The sequence below is a fragment of the Lacibacter sediminis genome, from assembly GCF_014168535.1.
In the GTDB taxonomy this organism is placed as follows: domain Bacteria; phylum Bacteroidota; class Bacteroidia; order Chitinophagales; family Chitinophagaceae; genus Lacibacter; species Lacibacter sediminis.
Map to the genome: position 1 here is coordinate 3,672,311 of NZ_CP060007.1, position 18,856 is coordinate 3,691,166.

18 protein-coding genes are annotated in these 18,856 nt (G+C 40.0%); 15 read left to right on the plus strand and 3 right to left on the minus strand.

From position 1 onward, the window contains the following. The first annotated feature begins 160 nt into the window (after nucleotides 1–160). The 7 genes from H4075_RS15475 (at nucleotide 161) to H4075_RS15505 (ending at nucleotide 8,375) form a co-directional block, all read left to right on the plus strand. Nucleotides 161–505 carry a thioredoxin family protein gene (locus H4075_RS15475; protein ID WP_182801737.1) on the plus strand — a complete coding sequence of 115 codons (345 nt, stop codon included), beginning with the start codon at nucleotides 161–163 and terminating at the stop codon, nucleotides 503–505. Nucleotides 506–517: 12 nt separating this feature from the next. Beyond that, nucleotides 518–739, plus strand: coding sequence for a hypothetical protein (locus H4075_RS15480; RefSeq protein ID WP_182801738.1), 222 nt, complete (start codon nucleotides 518–520; stop codon nucleotides 737–739). A 44-nt stretch (nucleotides 740–783) separates the two neighbouring features. After that, the gene (locus H4075_RS15485) at nucleotides 784–1,467 is read left to right on the plus strand and encodes a Crp/Fnr family transcriptional regulator (protein WP_182801739.1); all 684 of its coding nucleotides are present in this window, start codon (nucleotides 784–786) and stop codon (nucleotides 1,465–1,467) included. Nucleotides 1,468–1,632: 165 nt separating this feature from the next. Further along, entirely contained in the window at nucleotides 1,633–2,859 is a 1,227-nt protein-coding gene (locus tag H4075_RS15490) for a glycoside hydrolase family 57 protein (RefSeq protein WP_182801740.1), read from the plus strand. 6 nt (nucleotides 2,860–2,865) lie between these two features. Then, nucleotides 2,866–3,672, plus strand: a complete 807-nt coding sequence (locus H4075_RS15495; protein ID WP_182801741.1) for an SDR family oxidoreductase — start codon at nucleotides 2,866–2,868, stop codon at nucleotides 3,670–3,672. A 67-nt stretch (nucleotides 3,673–3,739) separates the two neighbouring features. After that, the gene (locus H4075_RS15500; protein ID WP_182801742.1) at nucleotides 3,740–6,394 is read left to right on the plus strand and encodes an MGH1-like glycoside hydrolase domain-containing protein; all 2,655 of its coding nucleotides are present in this window, start codon (nucleotides 3,740–3,742) and stop codon (nucleotides 6,392–6,394) included. Between the two features lie 19 nt (nucleotides 6,395–6,413). Further along, nucleotides 6,414–8,375 carry an amylo-alpha-1,6-glucosidase gene (locus H4075_RS15505; RefSeq protein WP_182801743.1) on the plus strand — a complete coding sequence of 654 codons (1,962 nt, stop codon included), beginning with the start codon at nucleotides 6,414–6,416 and terminating at the stop codon, nucleotides 8,373–8,375. Nucleotides 8,376–8,425: 50 nt separating this feature from the next. Here the strand turns inward: H4075_RS15505 and H4075_RS15510 are convergent, their stop codons facing one another. After that, nucleotides 8,426–9,106, minus strand: a complete 681-nt coding sequence (locus H4075_RS15510) for a hypothetical protein (protein ID WP_182801744.1) — start codon at nucleotides 9,104–9,106, stop codon at nucleotides 8,426–8,428. Nucleotide 9,107: 1 nt separating this feature from the next. Continuing rightward, nucleotides 9,108–10,088: an alpha/beta fold hydrolase gene (locus tag H4075_RS15515; protein ID WP_220494774.1), complete on the minus strand. Its 981-nt coding sequence runs from the start codon at nucleotides 10,086–10,088 to the stop codon at nucleotides 9,108–9,110. 217 nt (nucleotides 10,089–10,305) lie between these two features. On the opposite strand from H4075_RS15515, the gene H4075_RS15520 reads away from it, so the two are divergent. Together H4075_RS15520 and H4075_RS15525 are read left to right on the plus strand one after the other, a co-directional pair. After that, nucleotides 10,306–10,749 (plus strand): DoxX family protein, encoded by a 444-nt coding sequence (locus H4075_RS15520; RefSeq protein ID WP_182801745.1) that lies wholly within the window; start codon nucleotides 10,306–10,308, stop codon nucleotides 10,747–10,749. A gap of 13 nt (nucleotides 10,750–10,762) precedes the next feature. Beyond that, the gene (locus H4075_RS15525) at nucleotides 10,763–11,746 is read left to right on the plus strand and encodes an alpha/beta fold hydrolase (protein ID WP_255460206.1); all 984 of its coding nucleotides are present in this window, start codon (nucleotides 10,763–10,765) and stop codon (nucleotides 11,744–11,746) included. Here H4075_RS15525 and H4075_RS15530 read toward each other — a convergent pair. Beyond that, entirely contained in the window at nucleotides 11,743–12,549 is an 807-nt protein-coding gene (locus tag H4075_RS15530) for a PhzF family phenazine biosynthesis protein (RefSeq protein ID WP_182801746.1), read from the minus strand. The genes H4075_RS15525 and H4075_RS15530 overlap by 4 nt on opposite strands. Before the next feature lie 231 nt (nucleotides 12,550–12,780). On the opposite strand from H4075_RS15530, the gene H4075_RS15535 reads away from it, so the two are divergent. From H4075_RS15535 to H4075_RS15560, 6 genes are all read left to right on the plus strand, one after another. Next, nucleotides 12,781–14,367 (plus strand): GMC oxidoreductase, encoded by a 1,587-nt coding sequence (locus tag H4075_RS15535; RefSeq protein WP_182801747.1) that lies wholly within the window; start codon nucleotides 12,781–12,783, stop codon nucleotides 14,365–14,367. Nucleotides 14,368–14,430: 63 nt separating this feature from the next. Then, nucleotides 14,431–14,760, plus strand: coding sequence for a DUF1622 domain-containing protein (locus tag H4075_RS15540; RefSeq protein WP_182801748.1), 330 nt, complete (start codon nucleotides 14,431–14,433; stop codon nucleotides 14,758–14,760). Continuing rightward, on the plus strand, nucleotides 14,747–15,268 hold the full coding sequence (locus tag H4075_RS15545; RefSeq protein WP_182801749.1) for a hypothetical protein: 522 nt from the start codon (nucleotides 14,747–14,749) through the stop codon (nucleotides 15,266–15,268). Before H4075_RS15540 ends, H4075_RS15545 begins: the two co-directional genes overlap by 14 nt. Before the next feature lie 51 nt (nucleotides 15,269–15,319). After that, nucleotides 15,320–16,096 (plus strand): aquaporin, encoded by a 777-nt coding sequence (locus tag H4075_RS15550; RefSeq protein ID WP_182801750.1) that lies wholly within the window; start codon nucleotides 15,320–15,322, stop codon nucleotides 16,094–16,096. A gap of 19 nt (nucleotides 16,097–16,115) precedes the next feature. Further along, nucleotides 16,116–17,129, plus strand: a complete 1,014-nt coding sequence (locus H4075_RS15555) for a VOC family protein (RefSeq protein WP_182801751.1) — start codon at nucleotides 16,116–16,118, stop codon at nucleotides 17,127–17,129. Between the two features lie 17 nt (nucleotides 17,130–17,146). Beyond that, the gene (locus H4075_RS15560; RefSeq protein WP_182801752.1) at nucleotides 17,147–18,793 is read left to right on the plus strand and encodes a S8 family serine peptidase; all 1,647 of its coding nucleotides are present in this window, start codon (nucleotides 17,147–17,149) and stop codon (nucleotides 18,791–18,793) included. Nucleotides 18,794–18,856: the final 63 nt, after the last annotated feature.

Below are 18,856 nucleotides of genomic sequence, written 5' to 3' on the forward strand. Positions count from 1 at the left end.
GTCCCAACAGATTGGGATGAAAAGACACTCAACAATTTGCAAAAGACACAAGTAAAAAATCACGAAACCCTTTACTGCAAAGCATTTCAGGGCAACCACGGTTCTCCGAAATAAATGCGGCATAGCGTTGGCCTTAAATACCATGCCGAAATTTTACATTATGCCAAAGCAAATTACAACTGAAGAATTTCAAACGAAAGTAACGGAGAGCAAATTTTTATGCGTGGTGAAATTTAAAACTAAATGGAGCGGAGCCTCTCAGATAGTGGAACCATTTTACAAAGAATTATCGATCACCTACCGTGGTGTAGCCAATTTTTTTATTGTAGATACAGAGCACGATAACAGCCTTGCTGAACGCTTCGGCATTATGGAACTCCCTACGATCCTGCTGTTTAAAAAAGGAACTGTGGTTGATCATACAATAGGATTAACATCAAAACAGCTGTTGATCGAAAAAATAGAACATGCACTTTTTGACAACACAGATGAAAAAACTAACTAAATCACATTTGTTATGCGTAACGATCTAAAAGCATGGTACCAACAGCATTTCGGAAGTTTTACCTCTTTACAGCTGTTTGAAATTGAAGAAATGAGTGAATACGAGCTGGGCCTGATACAGCTGCCTGATGTCAATTACAAAAACAACAAAACAGTGGCAACATTACTTTTTGCAGAGAGTCACAGAGAATTAAAAACAATTCTGCAAACAGTTATCAATCGCATCGCAAACTGAACAGACCATTAATCATAAACATTAAACCTTTAAAACAGAAAACCATGTCACCGGAAATTAAGTATGCTTATTTAAAAAGCCACCCTCTCTTTGCTAATGCAACTGAGCAAAGCATTCAACAGGCTTCTGATTTAATGAAAGTAAAAACCATTTACCGTAATGAAAGCTTTGGGTATGGAGATGCGAGCTTCAGCAAGATATTTCTGCTCATCCAGGGAAAAATAAAAATTGCCGAGATCAACAACGACGACAGCAGTGAGCTTATCAAAGACATTTTAACGGCACCTGATATTTTCGGTGACTTGAGTATGGAAGGCAATACAGTTATTGATGAATATGCTGAAGCACTTACAGCAAATACAGTGGTGTGCATCTTCACTATTGGTGATCTGAAGCAGATAATGCATCACAACCCCGCAATTGCAATAGCATACGCAAATCTGGTCAATAAAAAATTACGCAAACTTGAATCAAAGCATTCCGACCTGGTATTTCGTGATGCAAAGAGCCGCCTGATCCGTTTTATCAAAAACTGGGCTATGACGGATGGCAACCGTGTTGGTGATAAAATTATCCTCAATAATTATTTAACGCATACTGACATTGCGAATGTAATTGCAACAAGCAGACAAAGTGTAAATGTGCTTTTTAATGAACTGAGAGATGAGGGGCTTTTATTTTACAACCGTAAACACATTGAACTGAACGATCAGTTCATCTGGAATTAAGCAATTAATTTACTATAACTGTAAATAACAAGACAGTATAACCGTACCATGCCAATTAGCTTTGCATTCATTAAACCTTTCTCACAGATTGATTTAGGGTTAGGAAATAATGGTTCTGTTTCCACAGAGCCATTCTTCTGAAATTCTTAACAACCGGATCTAAATATGCCATTTGTATCATTCATATTCAGGGTGCATCAACCTTATGCGTTAGCAAACTATACATCCAGAGATGTAGGGTTGCTTCATAATTATTTTGACGAAGAAGCTACTGTTGCTCAACTAAACCGTATTGCTGAAGATTGTCTTATGCCTGCCAACCGCCTTCTATTAAAATTAATCAAAGAGTACGGGGGAAATTTCAAAGCAGCATTTTCAATCAGTGGAATTATGTTTGAACTACTGGAGCTTTACCGTCCTGATGTGCTGGAACAATTTAAACGCCTTGTAAAAACAGGTTGTGTTGAAATACTTGGAGAGTCATGTAACAATTCTGCAAGCTGGCTCTATTCACGTACCGAATTTAAACGCCAGGTAGAAAAACATAAAGCGATAGTTGAGGAATTGCTCAACGTAACTCCAACAGTGTTCCGAAATACAGAACTGATCCATGATAATAATCTAGCAACCTTTATTCATTCACTTGGTTTTGAAGGAATGTTCTGTGAATCTGTCGATCAGTTACTGCATCAGCGTTCACGAAACAAAACCTATACCAGTCCTGGTAATAAAATTCCGCTATTGCTCCGTAACTTCAGGATGAGTGATGATATTGCATTTCGTTTTGCTGATGAAGAATGGCCAGAGTGTCCATTGACAGCCGAAAAATTTGCATCATGGATACATGCACATCCCGCAGACACAGAATGTATCAACCTGATGCTCGACTATCAAACCTTTGGCATTTACAAAACAAAAGAAACAGGCATTTTTGATTTTCTTGAAGCCTTGCCCGGCCACATTTTACAAAACCCCGATTGGTTGTTTGCAACGCCTACAGCAATACTTCCCACATATCCATCAAACGATGTGTATGATGTGAGTGAAACCATTTCGTGGGCAACAAACGGAGGGAACAGCAGCAGCCGTTGTGAAAATGCGATGCAGAATAAAATGCTGCATAAAATTTTCAGTCTTGAAACGGCCATAAACAAAAGCAATAATCCGGAACTTAGAAAAACATGGAAATTGTTACAGGCATCCGACTACTTCAGTTATATGTCGCCGGAAAAATATACAATTCCCGACCCCTTGAATCCATATAATTCTGCAGAAGAAGCCTATCAAAACTATTTGAATATTGTTACCGATTTTGAATTACAACTGATTAAACAGGGACTAGCCGATTATAAAGAATATAAACAGCCATTACATTATTCAACACTTTATTAAAATGATATGAATCAAAAATTAAAAGGACAAATAGCTATTGTTACAGGTGCCAGCAGTGGCATCGGCGCAGGTGTATCGAAAGAACTTGCAAAGGAAGGCGCAACAGTTGTGGTAAACTATCCCGTTATAAACGGAAAAGAAATGGCTGAGAAAGTTGTAGCAGACATTGCCGCCAACAGTGGCAAAGCCATCAGCTACCAATGTGATGTAAGCAAAGAAGACCAGGTAAAGCAAATGTTCGCAGATGTCGTCAACCAATTTGGAACAGTTGATATACTTATCAATAATGCAGGCTTGCAAAAAGATGCTCCTTTTACGGAAATGACATTGGATCAATGGAACTTTGTTATTGGCGTTAATCTTACCGGCCAGTTTCTTTGTGCAAGAGAAGCTATTAAAGAATTTTTGCGCAGAGGTGTTAATGGTAAATCGAAAAGTGCAGGTAAGATCATTTGCATGAGCAGCGTACACGAAGTAATTCCATGGGCCGGTCATGCAAACTATGCAGCAAGCAAGGGAGGTGTAAATCTGATGATGAAAACCATTGCACAGGAATATGCGCCAAAAAATATCCGTATCAATTCCATTGCTCCCGGCGCTATTGCTACTCCCATTAATCATGATGCATGGGATACAAGCGAACATTTACAGCAGTTATTAAAACTTATTCCGCAAAAACGTGTTGGACAAGTAGAGGATATTGGCAAAGCTGCTGCCTGGCTGGCAAGTGATGATGCAGATTATATTAACGGCACTACGCTGTTTGTAGATGGTGGTATGACGTTGTATCCGGGTTTTGAAGACAATGGTTAAGCTGGAAGATTGTCAAGAGAACTTAACGGGTAATTATAAAATAGAACCCTACATCAAAATAAAAAAAATGAACGCAGAACAAAAACGATTGACAGGTAACAACTGGAAAAAATGGGGGCCTTACCTGAGTGAACGGCAGTGGGGAACTGTGCGTGAAGATTACAGTGAACATGGTAATGCATGGGATTATTTTCCGCATGATCATGCACGAAGCAGAGTTTATCGTTGGGGTGAAGATGGCATTGCAGGCATTAGTGATGAGATGCAACGTATTTGTTTTGCAGTTGCATTATGGAATGGCAAAGACCCGATACTGAAAGAACGGTTATTTGGATTAACCGGCAACGAAGGAAATCATGGTGAAGATGTTAAGGAGTTGTATTATTATCTCGATAGCACACCCACGCATTCTTACATGAAGCATTTGTATAAGTATCCACAAGAGAAATATCCTTATGCTGATCTTGTGAATACAAACCGCAACCGCAACAGGTTTGAAAAAGAATATGAACTGCTCGATACCGGTTTATTCAACGAAGGAAAATATTTTGATGTAATAACAGAATATGCCAAACAGGATGCAGAAGACATTTACATCCGTATCAGCATTCATAACCGTGCCGATGAAACTGCATATCTTGCACTGCTCCCTACCCTATGGTTTCGTAACCTATGGAGCTTTGGCTTATTAGATGAAAAACCATCCATTACGCAGTTGAATGATTTTAGTGTACAATTACAGCATCCTGAATTGGGCACCTACTATTTTTCCTATGACAAACCTGTTCGTACCCTTTTCACAGAAAATGAAACAAATACACAGCGGCTATACGATCAGCCAAATGCAACTCCATTTGTGAAAGATGCATTTCATACTGCTGTTATTGATCAACAATATGATTTGCTGCAGGAGAAAAAGCAAGGAACAAAACTTGCGCCTATGTATGAAGAAAATCTTGCTGCAAACGAATCAACTACCATTTACCTGCGGCTGGGTAGAGAATTACCTGTTGAACCGTTATCTGCAGATAAGGCTGAAGAAGTATTTAACAATCGCATCGCAGAAGCTGATGAGTTTTACGAAGCAATTCTTGTAAAGGAAAACAAGGAACAACGAAATATTCAACGACAGGCATTTGCCGGTATGTTGTGGAGTAAGCAATACTTCAATATTGATATTCCACGTTGGCTCAATGGCGACAGGGGACAGATAGCTCCACCCGAAGCAAGAAAGACGGGCCGTAATCATCACTGGCACTCACTCAATAATGAAGATGTTATTTCCATGCCCGATAAATGGGAATATCCCTGGTATGCTGCATGGGATCTTGCATTTCATTGCGTGCCGCTATCAATGATTGATCCGCAGTTTGCAAAAGAACAACTCATTTTATTTTTACGTGAATGGTATATGCATCCTAACGGTCAGTTACCTGCGTATGAATGGAGTTTTGGCGACGTGAATCCACCAGTGCATGCATGGAGTTGTTTGCAGGTGTACAAAATGGAAAAAGAAAAAACCGGCAAAGGCGATATTGATTTTCTGGAACGGGCATTTCAAAAATTATTGATCAACTTCACCTGGTGGGTAAACCGAAAAGATCACAAAGGCAACAATGTATTTGAAGGTGGATTTCTTGGTTTAGATAACATTGGTGTGTTTGACCGAAGCAATATGATTCCCGGTGGTGGAGTGCTGGAACAGGCCGATGGTACAAGCTGGATGGCGATGTACAGTTTGAATATGCTCGAGATGGCATTGGAAATTGCACAGCACAATAAAAACTATGAAGATGTAACCACGAAGTTTTTTGAACACTTTGTTTACATCGCTGAAAGCTTGAACCGCATTGGCGAAAACTGGACAGGCAGCTGGGATGAAGAAGAGGGATTCTTTTATGATGTATTGGCAATGCCCGACGGCAGATATATTCCATTGAAAGTAAGAAGCCTTGTTGGTCTCTCTACTATGTTTGCCGTATTGGTATTGAAGAAAGAACAACTCGAAAAAGTACCGGAGTTCTACCGGCGTTTAAAATGGTTTCAGAAATACCGCAAAGACAACGGACAATATCTTGTTATTGAAAACCTGAAACAGCATGATGATATTTTATTGTCACTAGTGCCAAAAGATCGTTTACAACGTTTATTGAAAGCATTACTTGACGAAAAAGAATTTTTGAGTAAAGGTGGCATCCGTTCTATTTCGAAAATTCATGAACATGGGTACTCCGTAAATATCAATGGAGAGGAATTTGGACTCGATTACCAACCTGCTGAAGGTACTTCTTCTCTCTTTGGAGGAAACAGTAATTGGCGTGGACCTGTTTGGATGCCGATGAATTATTTATTGGTAAAAGCACTGAAACAGTATTGTGATTATTATGGACCCGATTGCCAGGTTGAGTTTCCCACCGGTTCAGGGAATAAGATGATGTTGAGTGAGATATCAGAAGAAATTTCAAAACGCCTTGTTTCAATTTTTGAAATGGGTGAAGACGGGCATCGCCCTGCAAATGATCATTACTCAATATATAAAGACGATCCGCATTTTAAAGATCTTATTTTGTTCTACGAATATTTCCATGGCGATACTGCAAGAGGTGTTGGCGCATCGCACCAAACAGGATGGACTGGTGTTGTGGCAGAACTCATTCAACGTATCAACAAAACCGAACAGCCTGCAAAAGAAAAAAACAGCAAATTAAAAGTTGCCAATTGAGCGATTGAAAAACATCATCATGTTACAAAAAGACAAAACGATACTTTCAGATTTTCCCGAAGCTATTCGTCATGAATGGATCGAAACAAATGGTTTAGGCGGATGGTCATCTTCTTCGATCATTGGCTGCAACACACGCAGGTATCATGGTTTGCTGGTTGCTGCCACCAAACCACCTGCTGAACGGATGAACCTGCTTTCAAAACTTGATGAAACGATCATTACCAATTCATCTGTTGGGCCGGTGAGTTATGAGCTTGGTACCAATCTTTATCCCAACAATACTATTCATCCAAACGGAAATAAATATCTGCAGCATTTTAGTAAAGAGTTGTTTCCGCAATGGAACTATCGTGCAGGCCATGTGCGCCTGAGCAAAACGATTGCAATGGTTCAAAATGAAAATACAACGCTTGTGCTCTATAAAGTTGAAGAAGCAACAGAGCCTTTCACACTTGAGCTAAGACCATTTGTTGCAGCAAGAGGATATCATTCGTTACAGCATGAAGGGCCGCAATTACAGTGGAATGCAGAATTTGAAAATGATGTTTTTCACACAATGCCAGATGGAGAAACCAACCTGTTCATAAAAATTTCCGGAGCAACGTATCAGCATCAGCCTGCATGGTTCAATCGATTTCATTACAGTGTTGAACAATACCGTGGATTGGATTTCGAGGAAGATCTGCTCAGCCATGGCGTCTTCTCCATTCAACTTCAGAAAGGAGATTCATTAGGTATTATTATTTCAACAACTGACCCTTCAGATAAAGATGCAACACTGCTATTCCAGAAAGAAGAACAACGCAAACTGTCTTTGCTGAATAATAACACAGATGACGTAACAAAACAATTATTCCTGGCAGCCGATCAATTCATTGTAAAACGTGGCGATGATCTCAAAACAATTATTGCTGGCTACCATTGGTTTACCGATTGGGGAAGGGATACGATGATCGCATTACCCGGACTTTGTCTCAGTACAGGCCGTTATAATGATGCTAAGAAAATTCTTTCTGCTTTTGCACAGAGTGTGAGCATGGGTATGCTGCCTAATCGTTTCCAGGATAACAATGAGCCACCTGAGTATAATAATGTAGATGGTACTCTTTGGTATTTTATTGCAATACATAAATACCTGGCGGCAACTGCTGATGAAGAGTTTGTTTTATCAGAACTGTTGCCGGTACTAAAAGAAATGATTGATTGGCATTTTAAAGGAACACGTTACAATATTCATGTAATAGAAGATTGTTTATTATACGCCGGTGAAAAAGGACAGCAACTAACGTGGATGGATGCACGTATTGGTGACTGGGTTGTCACACCACGTATGGGCAAGCCCGTTGAAGTACAGGCGCTGTGGTATAACGCACTTCGCATTTTTGCCGATCTGTTGAGAAAAAACAAACAAGAAGAAGATGCAGCAATGGTTGAACTAAGTGCTGAAAAAGTAAAACATAGTTTTGAAACACTCTTCTGGAACAAACAAGCGGGCTATTTATATGATGTGATCGATGAAGAAGGGACTCCTGATCCATCTCTTCGCCCCAATCAGTTATTTGCCATCAGTCTGCCGTTCCCTTTACTTGAAGGAGAGAAAGCAAAAGCCATATTAGATATTATTACAAGAGAATTGTACACGCCTGTCGGTTTACGAAGTTTAGCTCGGGGAGATGAACGTTATGTTGGAGTGTATGGAGGTTCACCATTAAAACGAGATGGCTCTTATCACCAAGGTACTGTTTGGACTTGGTTGTTAGGACCCTATGCTGATGCCATTTACAAAGTGGGTGGCGATGAAGTAAAAGAGAAGATCAAACAAATCATTGATGCGTTTGCTTATCATCTCAACGAAGGAGGCATTGGTTCTGTTTCAGAAATAGTTGATGCTGATAATCCGCATACGCCGAGAGGTTGCGTGGCGCAGGCATGGGGTGTGGCAGAGTGGTTACGCATTGTTAAAGAGATGCACTTCTGATACTCGGCGCACTTTCCATTATTCTTTAAAGTAATACAGGAAACTGAACATCACTTTTTGCTCCCGATCGTTTTAAACTGAATCACAAAACCAATCTGAGCATAGAAAGGCAACAACGGCTGTGTTTGAAAATCCTGCTCAATCTTTCTACCTGCCTTCAGGTAAAAGGTGCAGTTGCGGGTTGAATAGCCAAGACGAACACCTGAATACAAAATACCTCCGGTTGATGGCTCATACCAGCCGTCCTTCACTGCAGGAAAAATTTCTTTGTATTCTTTTGAATGTTTGAAATGTGTGAGTATAGCTTTATCAAAGCCGGCTTCTGCTGCAATAAACCAGTGCTTCCGGTAATAGCCGATTGTGGTTGAAACATCTGCACCTATATTTACTAAACGGGAATAGCTGTTTTCAAATCGTCGCAGTTCAGCTCGAAACTCAGAAGCAAAATAGAAATTTCCTTTTTTCATCCACATGATTTGCGCCCCGGTTTTAATATTGAAATCATCAGCCATTGTTTTACCGAAAGGAGCAGTATACTCAAGGTTTATAATCGTTTGCTGTTTTGATTTAAGGCGATACCCATATTGAACTGAATAGGTTAATGCATTATCAATCGCCAATTGCCCGGAAGCAAGATGTCTTACACTCCGATGGTCTGACGCCCAATTTACCGTTTGAGCTTTTGCAGCAAAACTGCTGAATACAACCGCAACAAAAACTATACTTTTCATTTTACAAAGAATTTAAATACTGTAAAGCCACTGGAAAGAATTGCATCCAGCCTGATGGAAAACTTAAAAAATCATGACCGGCATTGTCTATTCGTTGCAATTGAACTTGCTGGTACGCAGATGATACATGCCTTGCATGATCTAAGCCGTAGGCTCTGTTCCGTTCGCTGTATACAAATAAAACGGGAGGAGCAAACATGTGCAAATTACCACTCCAATCCGGTCGTTGCTTTTCACCAAGTTCAAATAGTGCTTTATTTACTACTGCACCAGCTCTCCAGAATGGTAATAAAGACTCGTTACCGGTCGGGTTATCGGGAGAACTTTCAGCTCCTGCCAACAATCCGATTTTATAATCCAGAATTGCATGCTGATCTTTCTTTCCGGTAATAAACTGATCAAGATAAAATGCATCGTTTAAAATCTCACTTGTAAATCGTATGTCTCTTGCTCTTTTAACATACGCTTCAATATCCGTCCATTTAAATCCACCGGGCTCACAAAAAACTGCACCATTTACAGTTGATGGAAACTGATTGATATAGGCCGTTGCCAGAATAGCTCCCCAGGAATGTCCAAGTAAGAAAAGTTTTTGTGATGAAGATTTTCGATAGTGAAGAATAACAGCATTCAAATCATCGATCATGAGTTGTATAGAAAAATCTTCTTTATTGTGACGTTTAGACAAACCCGATCCACGCTGATCAAAAAAAATCACAAAGTAACCTTTGCTGGCAAACTCCTTACAATTTAACAGATAACGATAATCGCTTCCCGGCCCCCCATGCAAAATGACCAACATGCTGTTTTGAGGATTGCCGAAAGTCTCTGCGTGAAAAAGTGTACCATTTGCAGCAAGAGATGGTATTGTAGAATCCTGCTCAACCGTATGCGGCACAAGGTTTCCTTCCTGCAGTATCAATTTCCCTTTTGTACATGACGAAACAACAAGCAATAAAACAATAACAGCAGTACTCTTCATTATACGTTGTTTTATACTTATGAAATTGAGAAAGGTTGAAAGAATAGATTGTCGTATATGAGACCGGCAGCTATAAGTACATGTAAAAAAATGTTATTCTGCATTGAATGATGAATATCCTTTAGATTAAATTATTTTTCTGGTGAAGTCATTTAACCGACACGAGCTCCACGATTATCATTGTCACTTTGCAGCTCACTTAAACAATCATACACAAATGAAAAACTCTTCTCTTCAGCCACTTTCACTTGCGGCTATTACATTAAGAATTTTATTGGGGCTTGTAGTATTTCCTCACGGGGCACAAAAATTATTTGGTTGGTTCGGCGGCTATGGTTTTACCGGCACCATGCAATATTTCACAGGAACAGTTGGGCTACCATGGATCATCGGATTTCTTGTGATCATGCTTGAATCGATTGGCGCAATTGCATTAATTGCAGGGCTTGGCACAAGAGCCATTGCAGCCGCCTATATTATTCTAGCAGTTGGTATTGTATTCACATCTCATGTTCAACATGGATTTTTCAGCAACTGGTTTGGCAACCAAAAAGGCGAAGGCTTTGAATATTTTCTGTTATGGATAGGAATGGCATTGGCATTACTCATGATCGGTGGCGGGCAGTATGCAGTGGAACGCATCATTAAAACATCAAAATAATTTTTTGAAGAGAATGAAAAAAAGACCTGGGATAGTAGTACGTATTTGCATTATTATTATAATACTTTCATCCTGCTCAACAAAAGAAATGACGACTCATTCAACAGGAGATACTACCCTGACCATTTTTCATAAAACAATTCAGCTTAACGGTGTTGATCTGTTTTATCGTGAGTCGGGCCCGGCAGATTCGCCGGTTATTTTATTACTGCATGGATTCCCGTCTTCTTCATTCATGTTCCGTAACCTGATTCCTTTATTGAATAATAAATACAGATTGATCGCACCTGATTATCCGGGGTTTGGTCATAGCAGTGTGCCTGCTGCGAAAAAGTTCAACTACAGTTTTGAACAGATCGCTTCAGTTATTGAATCATTTGTTGATATACTTGGCCTCAGGAAATTCTCAATGTACATACAGGATTACGGCGCTCCTGTCGGACTTCGTTTAGTTACAAAACGTCCGGAATTACTGCAATGTCTTATTATACAAAACGGCAATGCCTATGAGGAAGGTCTGGCCGACTCATGGGCTCCTTTAAAAGCTATCTGGAATGACCCTGATCATCCGCAAAAGAAAAAAGCAGTATATGATTTTATGAAACTTGATGGAACAAAATTGCAATACACTGCCGGCGTAGATGATCCATCTAAGATATCACCAGACACATATACTTTCGATCAATACCTGCTCGAGAGACCCGGTGTAAAAGAAATTCAATACCAATTGTTTTATGATTACCGTACTAATGTAAGAGATTATCCACTGTTCCATAAAATGTTCAGGGAATATCAACCACCAGCATTAGTGGTATGGGGTGAGAAAGATATATTTTTTACAAAAGAAGGCGCATTGGCTTATGCTGGTGATCTGAAAAACATTGAATTCAATTTTTATAATACCGGGCATTTTGCACTGGAAGAATACCCGAAAGACATTGCAGAGAAAATAGATCTATTCCTGCAAAAAAATCTCGGTCAATTACAGAAAGATTAATCAATCCAGATATTTGCAACTGAATAGGTTCTCGCATTGCCGGCGATCAGTACCCGTTCCCCTTTATCTTCACAATATAATTTTCCAACCCTGTCAGAAAGTTGCAATGCAGTCATCTGTTTTTTATTGAGCCTCCTGCTCCAGAAAGGAATCAATGAACAATGAGATGACCCTGTCACCGGGTCTTCAAATATGGATGCCTGCGGTGTAAAATATCTTGATACAAAATCACAATCATTTCCCTGTGCAGTAATCACAACCCCACCTGGATCAAGATTGATCTGATCAAGAATCTGCCTGTTGATTTGAATATCAATTATCTGCTCTTCACTTGTATAAACGAGTATATAATCTCTTGAATGCAATACTTCCTGCGGTTGTATGCTTAGTGAAGTTTTTATTATTTCCGGCAGTTCTGTTTCTATCGGCATCCTTGATGGGAAATCTAACGTGTACATGTCTTTAGCTACAGACACTTTAAGCATGCCGCTTTTAGAATGAAAGCTTATACTGTTTTCATCGTAATTAAGAAATGTCTTCAATACATGTGCTGTTGCAAGTGTTGCATGCCCGCATAAATCCATTTCAATTTCAGGTGTGAACCACCGAAGATCGAAGCCGGCTGACTCTGAATTGGCACCAGCAAACGGAATAAAAAAAGCCGTTTCAGCAACCGCATTTTCTTTTGCGATCTTCAACAGAATATCATCCGGCAACCAGCTTTCAAGCGGCACAACGCAGGCAGGGTTACCTCCGAATATTTTATCGGTAAAACTATCTATTTGATAAAGGTCGAGTTTCATTATTACGATCTGCTTATACTTAATTAAAAATTCAAGTGAACGACTTGATAAGGTACAACGACAATTTCAGTCTATCATCTGAATTAAAAATAGGTGATTCTCTCAGATAAAGAAGTAAAGGAGTTGATTTATCACCCGAATTCATTTCATTAAAATAATCTTTCTCTATTGGTCAGATAATTGACAACGGCTTTATTGCCAAATGATTCATTTTGTAGTTTAAAAAACAGTATGCAAAACCATTACGATATCATCATCATCGGCACAGGTAGCGGAGGAAGCACCATCGCCTACAAACTTGCGCAAAGTGGAAAACGAATTCTTATTCTTGAACGTGGGGGATTCATTCCCCGTGAAAAAGAAAACTGGGATGCAAAAGAAGTTGTTACCAACGGGCGATACCGTCCCAATGAACATTGGTACGACCAGGATAATAAACCATTTAAACCTTTCATTCATTACAATGTTGGTGGCAACAGCAAAATGTATGGTGCTGCACTTTTTCGTTTTCGTGAAAGTGATTTTATGGAAGTGAAACATTATGGCGGCACTTCACCTGCATGGCCTTTTCAATACAATACGCTGGCGCCATATTATACGCAGGCAGAATTTTTATATCATGTACATGGCCAGCGTCATAAAGATCCTACAGAACCAAAAACAATTCACAGCTATCCCTTTCCGCCTCTGCACTATGAACCGGTAATTGCTGACCTGTCAGAAAAAATGAAACAGTTAGGGCTTCATCCTTTCCCACTACCCATGGGAATGAAAAGGCCGCAGGACATAAATTCAAATGAATCGCCAGTTCTGTTGGAAAATTTTGATGGCTTTCCCGACCCTACTGAATCAAAAGCAGATGCACATACTGTTGTGTTACGACCAGCATTAGCAAAACAAAACGTTACGCTTCTCACCAATGCCTACGCAAAACGTTTGGTTACAAACGAAACAGGAAAGCGTGTAACGGCTGTTGAAGCAATTGTTAATGAAGAAGAAGTGATGTTCATAGCCGAACTGGTAATTGTGGCATGTGGCGCAGTAAACAGTGCTGCATTATTTCTTCGGAGCGCAAATGAATTACATCCAACAGGATTGGCGAACAGCAGTAACCAGGTTGGTCGAAATCTTATGCTTCATCACAATGGTTGTCTTGTAGCATTTACAAAAAAGAAGAATGACAGCGTTTTCCAAAAGAGTCTTGGCCTTGCAGATTTTTATCATGGTGCCGACGACAGCAAATATCCGTTAGGAGAAATTCAATTGATGGGCCGTAATGATCCTGACAGCATTTTATGGATGGCAGAAAAAATTGCGCCGGAAAAATCATACAATGAGCTAAAGGAAATGACGATTGACTTCTGGCTTACGGCCGAAGATCTTCCATCACCTGATAATCGGGTTACACTTCGTACAGATGGAAGCATCCAAGTACATTATACACGCACCAATTATACAGCCTATGAAAAACTGAAAGATAAACTTAAGCAGATCTTTCAGCAACTCGGTGAAATTGATGCTGATTATAAAGATGTACAATGGGCTGGTTATGATCTGGACATTAGTGGTATGAGTCATCAGAACGGAACACTTCGCTTTGGCACTGATCCATCAACTTCAGTTCTGGATCATAATTGCAAAACACATGACCTTGAAAATGTGTATGTGGTTGATGCCAGTTTTTTTCCGAGTTGTGGTGCATTTAATCCTGCGCTCACTATTGCAGCCAATGCATTGCGTGTAGGCGATCATATTCTTCATCAATGGTATCCGGTGAAAGCTGACAATAAGGTCATCGAAGGCACTCAAACAATGTAGCGCTTTGATGTGGTTCAACAACAGCGTCCCGATTCTTCGGGATGCATTCTTATACTATTTGACATGGAAGAAACAGCAAAAATTATAACAGTAAACATCAGTCATTCGGTAGAGATACTATCAGCAGTCATCATTGGATGGGCGGTTATAAAAACGCTCGTCATTTATTTCATACCGTCTAAAAGAAAAACCACTGCAGAGCATGTGCGTATTCAGTTCGGAAGCGCCGTGGCAATTGCATTGGAATTATTGCTCGGGGCAGATGTGTTAGCTACTGCAGTTGCACCAAGCTGGAATGATATTGGCCAACTGACAGCAATCGCTATTCTTCGTACAGCATTGAATTATTTTCTATCGAAAGAATTAAAAGAAATAGGCAATGAAACTTCTTAAGCACACATTCTTTCTGTCACTTTTTACGATCTGTAGTTCGTTACTTACAGGTCAAAGAAAGATCGGTGTTGATGTAGCAGCAATCCGTAATCACACAACAAAACAGAACGGTATTAATCTCAGTGCGTTTTATTTTCTGAACAACAAACTCTCAACAGGGCTTGAAATAAACCGTTTCTTTCCTACCCTAAAAAGCAAACATAATGGCAGCTATCGTATTTCTGCATGGGATTATGACTGGAATATTCATTTCAATAACAGCATTGGGAAATTCTGGACAATCTATCCTCTAACAGGCATCAGCTACACATTTGAAAAGGAACAAAACGAACAAAATACTGAACTTGTTCGCACTGGTCGTTTCTATTTTAATGTGGGTGCCGGAATTTTGCTGAACACAAAAAGAGTAAGACCACACTTGGAATATTTTCTGGCTACGAATCGTAAAACTGAACACTATCTTCTTGTTGGCATCGGCTACGAATTTGAATGGAGGGATTATCGTTGATTCGTCAATCATCCGACAGTAAAACCCGTAGAACTTGTTTCACTTTGCAGTATGAGAGTAATGCCTATACGCATCGTTACAGGCCAAAACGGCACTACACAACTCAAAGCTTCCTTTCAAAAAAATTATAAGCATTATTTGCAGGAAGCATTGGGTCTTGCAATATTCATGATGTCTGCCTGTTTCTTTGGCGCTTTACTTGAATCACCTGCATCACCAGTGCATCAATTGTTGCAAAACAGCTTTTTACGTTTAGTGATGATGGGTGTATTGATGGGAGTAACCGCATTATTCATTTTCTATTGGCCGTTTACTGCAGCAAGTGGTGCACAGATCAACCCTGCGGTTACACTTAGTTTTTTACGTATCGGGCAAATGTGCAAATACGATGCTTTGTTCTTTATGCTGTTCCAAATAACAGGAGGAACATTAGCTGTTTATATAATGCAACAACTCATTGGCAGTTGGCTTATTGACGCACCAGTAAACTCAGTAGTTACTGTTCCCGGCGAGGCAGGTGTTGTGCCTGCAGCTATTACAGAATTCATCATTGCATTTATAACCATGAGCATGGTATTGTTTACATCGCATCATGCCTATTTCAAAAAATACACGAGAATATTTGCAGCAATTTTTGTTTGCTGTTGGGTAATTATTGCCGGCCCTATTTCGGGTTTTGGTATGAACCCTGCACGTTCATTTGCAAGTGCATTACCTGCAAATGCATGGACAGCTTTTCCTATCTATGTTATTGCACCGTTTGCAGGAATGTTGAGTGCAACAGAGTTGTTCCTTCATTTCAAAAAAACAAGCATCGCCACCAATTAAACTTCATTTCAATTTATTTATGAAACAGCCTTTTAAATATTTCCTGCTCTTTGTATTAGCGGTGTTGCTCAATTATGTATTGGCAGCGCAAGTAACAAAAGTAGATGCAATTGGCATTACAGTAAAAGATATGAACCGTTCTCTCCCCTTCTATACCGATGTATTAGGTTTTGAAAAAGTAAGTGATGAACAAGTGCAAGGCACGTCGGTTGAACAATTAAAAGCACTGTTCGGTATCAACATCAGGGTTGTTCGTTTAAAACTGGGCGATGAATTTATTGAATTGACAGACTATCTCACAACAGGCGGCCGTAGTATTCCTGAAGATCAGAAAAGTAATGATCTTTCATTCCAACACATTGCGATTGTGGTGAGCGATATGGAACTGGCCTATCAGCAGCTACGTAAGCATAACGTAGAGCATGTATCCACTTCGCCACAAACCTTGCCCAAATCAATTCCGGAAGCTGAAGGAATCAAAGCATTTTATTTTCATGATCCTGATGGACATAATCTTGAACTGATCTTTTTTCCGAAAGGAAAAGGACAGGCAAAATGGCAAGACCAAAACGGAAAACTATTTCTTGGCATTGATCACACTGCTATTGGCGTGAGCAATACAAACAACAGTCATCGTTTCTACTCAACATTATTAGGCATTGAACGGAAAGGCGAAAGCTTTAATAAAGGCATTGAGCAGGAGCATCTCAACAATGTGCAAGGTGCATCATTACACATTACCGGCTACAGATCTCCTGCAGGACCTGGAGTTGAATTTCTCGAATACCTGAAGCCAGGACCCAGACGTTTATACCCGCCTCATACAAGAGCTGATGATCTCTGGTTTTGGCAAACAAATATGATCACAAGTGATGCAGAAAAATTATACAAACAATTAAAAGCGGCGAAGTACAAATTTGTTTCAAGCAAACTAATACATCAGCAACAAAACGGAGTGCATACAAAATCATTCATCGTAAAAGATCCGGATGGGCATGCAGTGCAGATCACGGAATATGTAAACGAAAAATAATTCAATCAATAGTTGCCATGAACGAAACAACTGCTGTTACATGTCCGCTTTGTGGCGATGAAGTGCACAAACTTATTTATCGGTTTCATCTTGAAAGCGAGCGATTGGTTATCGATAAGATCAAAGAACAATTTCCTGAATGGACGAAAAATGATGGCATATGTAGCCGTTGCTTGGATTATTATCATACTGAATTGTTGATGCAGCAACGGATGCTGCCAGAGATAGGCCCATTCTTTCCTGTAAAAAGTCCTGATGATTTTATTATTCTTCCATCAGCCCTACGTATCGATACCGATGTACGTTTCACAGGCAAGGGCGTTACTATCTGTTTTATTGATAGTGGATTTTATCTGCATGACGATCTGATTAAAACAAGTAACCGAATTAAAAAGATCATCGACATCACACATCCTGACCGGACGGAAGATTTTTTCAATACTCCTCATCCATCAGCATGGCATGGCACGATGACAAGTGTGGTATGTGCAGGCGATGGTTATTGCAGCAATGGTTTATACAAAGGCATTGCACCCGATGCTGAGCTTGTATTGATCAAAGTGCAGGATGATAATAACCAGATCACAACAGACAGTATTTGCAAAGCATTGCAATGGGTGGTCGAAAATCACTTGATCCATAATATCAAAATTGTAAACCTGAGCGTGGGTGCTGATGAGAATATAAGTTATCATGAATCGGGAATTGATCAGCTTGCAGAACAACTCATTAAGGTAGGCATCAACATTGTTGCTGCAGCAGGCAACGACACACAGGTCATGATCAAACCACCTGCAAATGCACCAAACGTTATCAGTATTGGCGGTGTAGATGATGCGAACGACCTGACTGCTGTTCCATTCAGCTATCACTCTTCTTTCGGCACCACAGTCGATGGTTTATATAAACCCGAGTTGGTTGCAAATGCCATCTGGATAGCTGCACCTATCTTACCACGAACCTATGAAGCAGAGGAGGCGGCTACCTTACACTATGCACTTCAACTTTCTGATAAAGAGTTAATGCAGTTTTGGCCCGATGTGCAAAAAAATATTTTGTTTCCTGAAAATGGAAATGAGAAAATGAGTGTAACTTATTGCAGGCAGTTGCTGGCAAAACGGTTAATGCAAACAAAGTTTTTTTCTAAGCACTACATGCATGTTGACGGCACTTCCTTTGCAGCACCGCTGGTCAGCGGAGTAATTGCACAGTTACTGCAGGCCAAACCGGAACTTGACCCTTTGAATATCCGCCGACTCCTATTCAGTACTGCTAAACGCCTGCCTGACGTTCCCGTTGTAAAGCAGGGATATGGGTACATCCGTCCCCGAAGAGCATTGCTTAAAATTCTAAACCGGGAGGTTGTAATGAAAAAACATGCGTCGCCATTTATTAACAGGCCAAAAAGAATGATCGAATTTCATATTCAGAATAGTTGCGCCCACCAGATCTCACTTGCAGGTAGTTTTAATTACTGGGCGCAGGACGTTTTGCTGATGGAGCCATGTGCCAACGGGTCATGGAAAATTGAAATACCCATACCACCACAAGGCACTTACACGTATAAATTTTTAATTGATGATAAGATGTGGGTGGAAGATGTGGAGAATCCTGTACGTGAACCCGATGGTTTTAATGGGTGGAACAGCGTGCTTAATGTATAAACTGCTTTTCTTTCCTTCTGCGTCAATTGAACGACAGCAAAAAGCCATTGAATGTTCTCTCTT

Coding starts and splice junctions, on each gene's coding strand:
- H4075_RS15475 (WP_182801737.1), top strand. CDS start 161: ATGCCAAAGCAAATTACAACTGAAGAATTTCAAACGAAAGTAACGGAG.
- H4075_RS15480 (WP_182801738.1), top strand. CDS start 518: ATGCGTAACGATCTAAAAGCATGGTACCAACAGCATTTCGGAAGTTTT.
- H4075_RS15485 (WP_182801739.1), top strand. CDS start 784: ATGTCACCGGAAATTAAGTATGCTTATTTAAAAAGCCACCCTCTCTTT.
- H4075_RS15490 (WP_182801740.1), top strand. CDS start 1,633: ATGCCATTTGTATCATTCATATTCAGGGTGCATCAACCTTATGCGTTA.
- H4075_RS15495 (WP_182801741.1), top strand. CDS start 2,866: ATGAATCAAAAATTAAAAGGACAAATAGCTATTGTTACAGGTGCCAGC.
- H4075_RS15500 (WP_182801742.1), top strand. CDS start 3,740: ATGAACGCAGAACAAAAACGATTGACAGGTAACAACTGGAAAAAATGG.
- H4075_RS15505 (WP_182801743.1), top strand. CDS start 6,414: ATGTTACAAAAAGACAAAACGATACTTTCAGATTTTCCCGAAGCTATT.
- H4075_RS15510 (WP_182801744.1), bottom strand. CDS start 9,106: ATGAAAAGTATAGTTTTTGTTGCGGTTGTATTCAGCAGTTTTGCTGCA.
- H4075_RS15515 (WP_220494774.1), bottom strand. CDS start 10,088: ATGAAGAGTACTGCTGTTATTGTTTTATTGCTTGTTGTTTCGTCATGT.
- H4075_RS15520 (WP_182801745.1), top strand. CDS start 10,306: ATGAAAAACTCTTCTCTTCAGCCACTTTCACTTGCGGCTATTACATTA.
- H4075_RS15525 (WP_255460206.1), top strand. CDS start 10,763: ATGAAAAAAAGACCTGGGATAGTAGTACGTATTTGCATTATTATTATA.
- H4075_RS15530 (WP_182801746.1), bottom strand. CDS start 12,549: ATGAAACTCGACCTTTATCAAATAGATAGTTTTACCGATAAAATATTC.
- H4075_RS15535 (WP_182801747.1), top strand. CDS start 12,781: ATGCAAAACCATTACGATATCATCATCATCGGCACAGGTAGCGGAGGA.
- H4075_RS15540 (WP_182801748.1), top strand. CDS start 14,431: ATGGAAGAAACAGCAAAAATTATAACAGTAAACATCAGTCATTCGGTA.
- H4075_RS15545 (WP_182801749.1), top strand. CDS start 14,747: ATGAAACTTCTTAAGCACACATTCTTTCTGTCACTTTTTACGATCTGT.
- H4075_RS15550 (WP_182801750.1), top strand. CDS start 15,320: ATGAGAGTAATGCCTATACGCATCGTTACAGGCCAAAACGGCACTACA.
- H4075_RS15555 (WP_182801751.1), top strand. CDS start 16,116: ATGAAACAGCCTTTTAAATATTTCCTGCTCTTTGTATTAGCGGTGTTG.
- H4075_RS15560 (WP_182801752.1), top strand. CDS start 17,147: ATGAACGAAACAACTGCTGTTACATGTCCGCTTTGTGGCGATGAAGTG.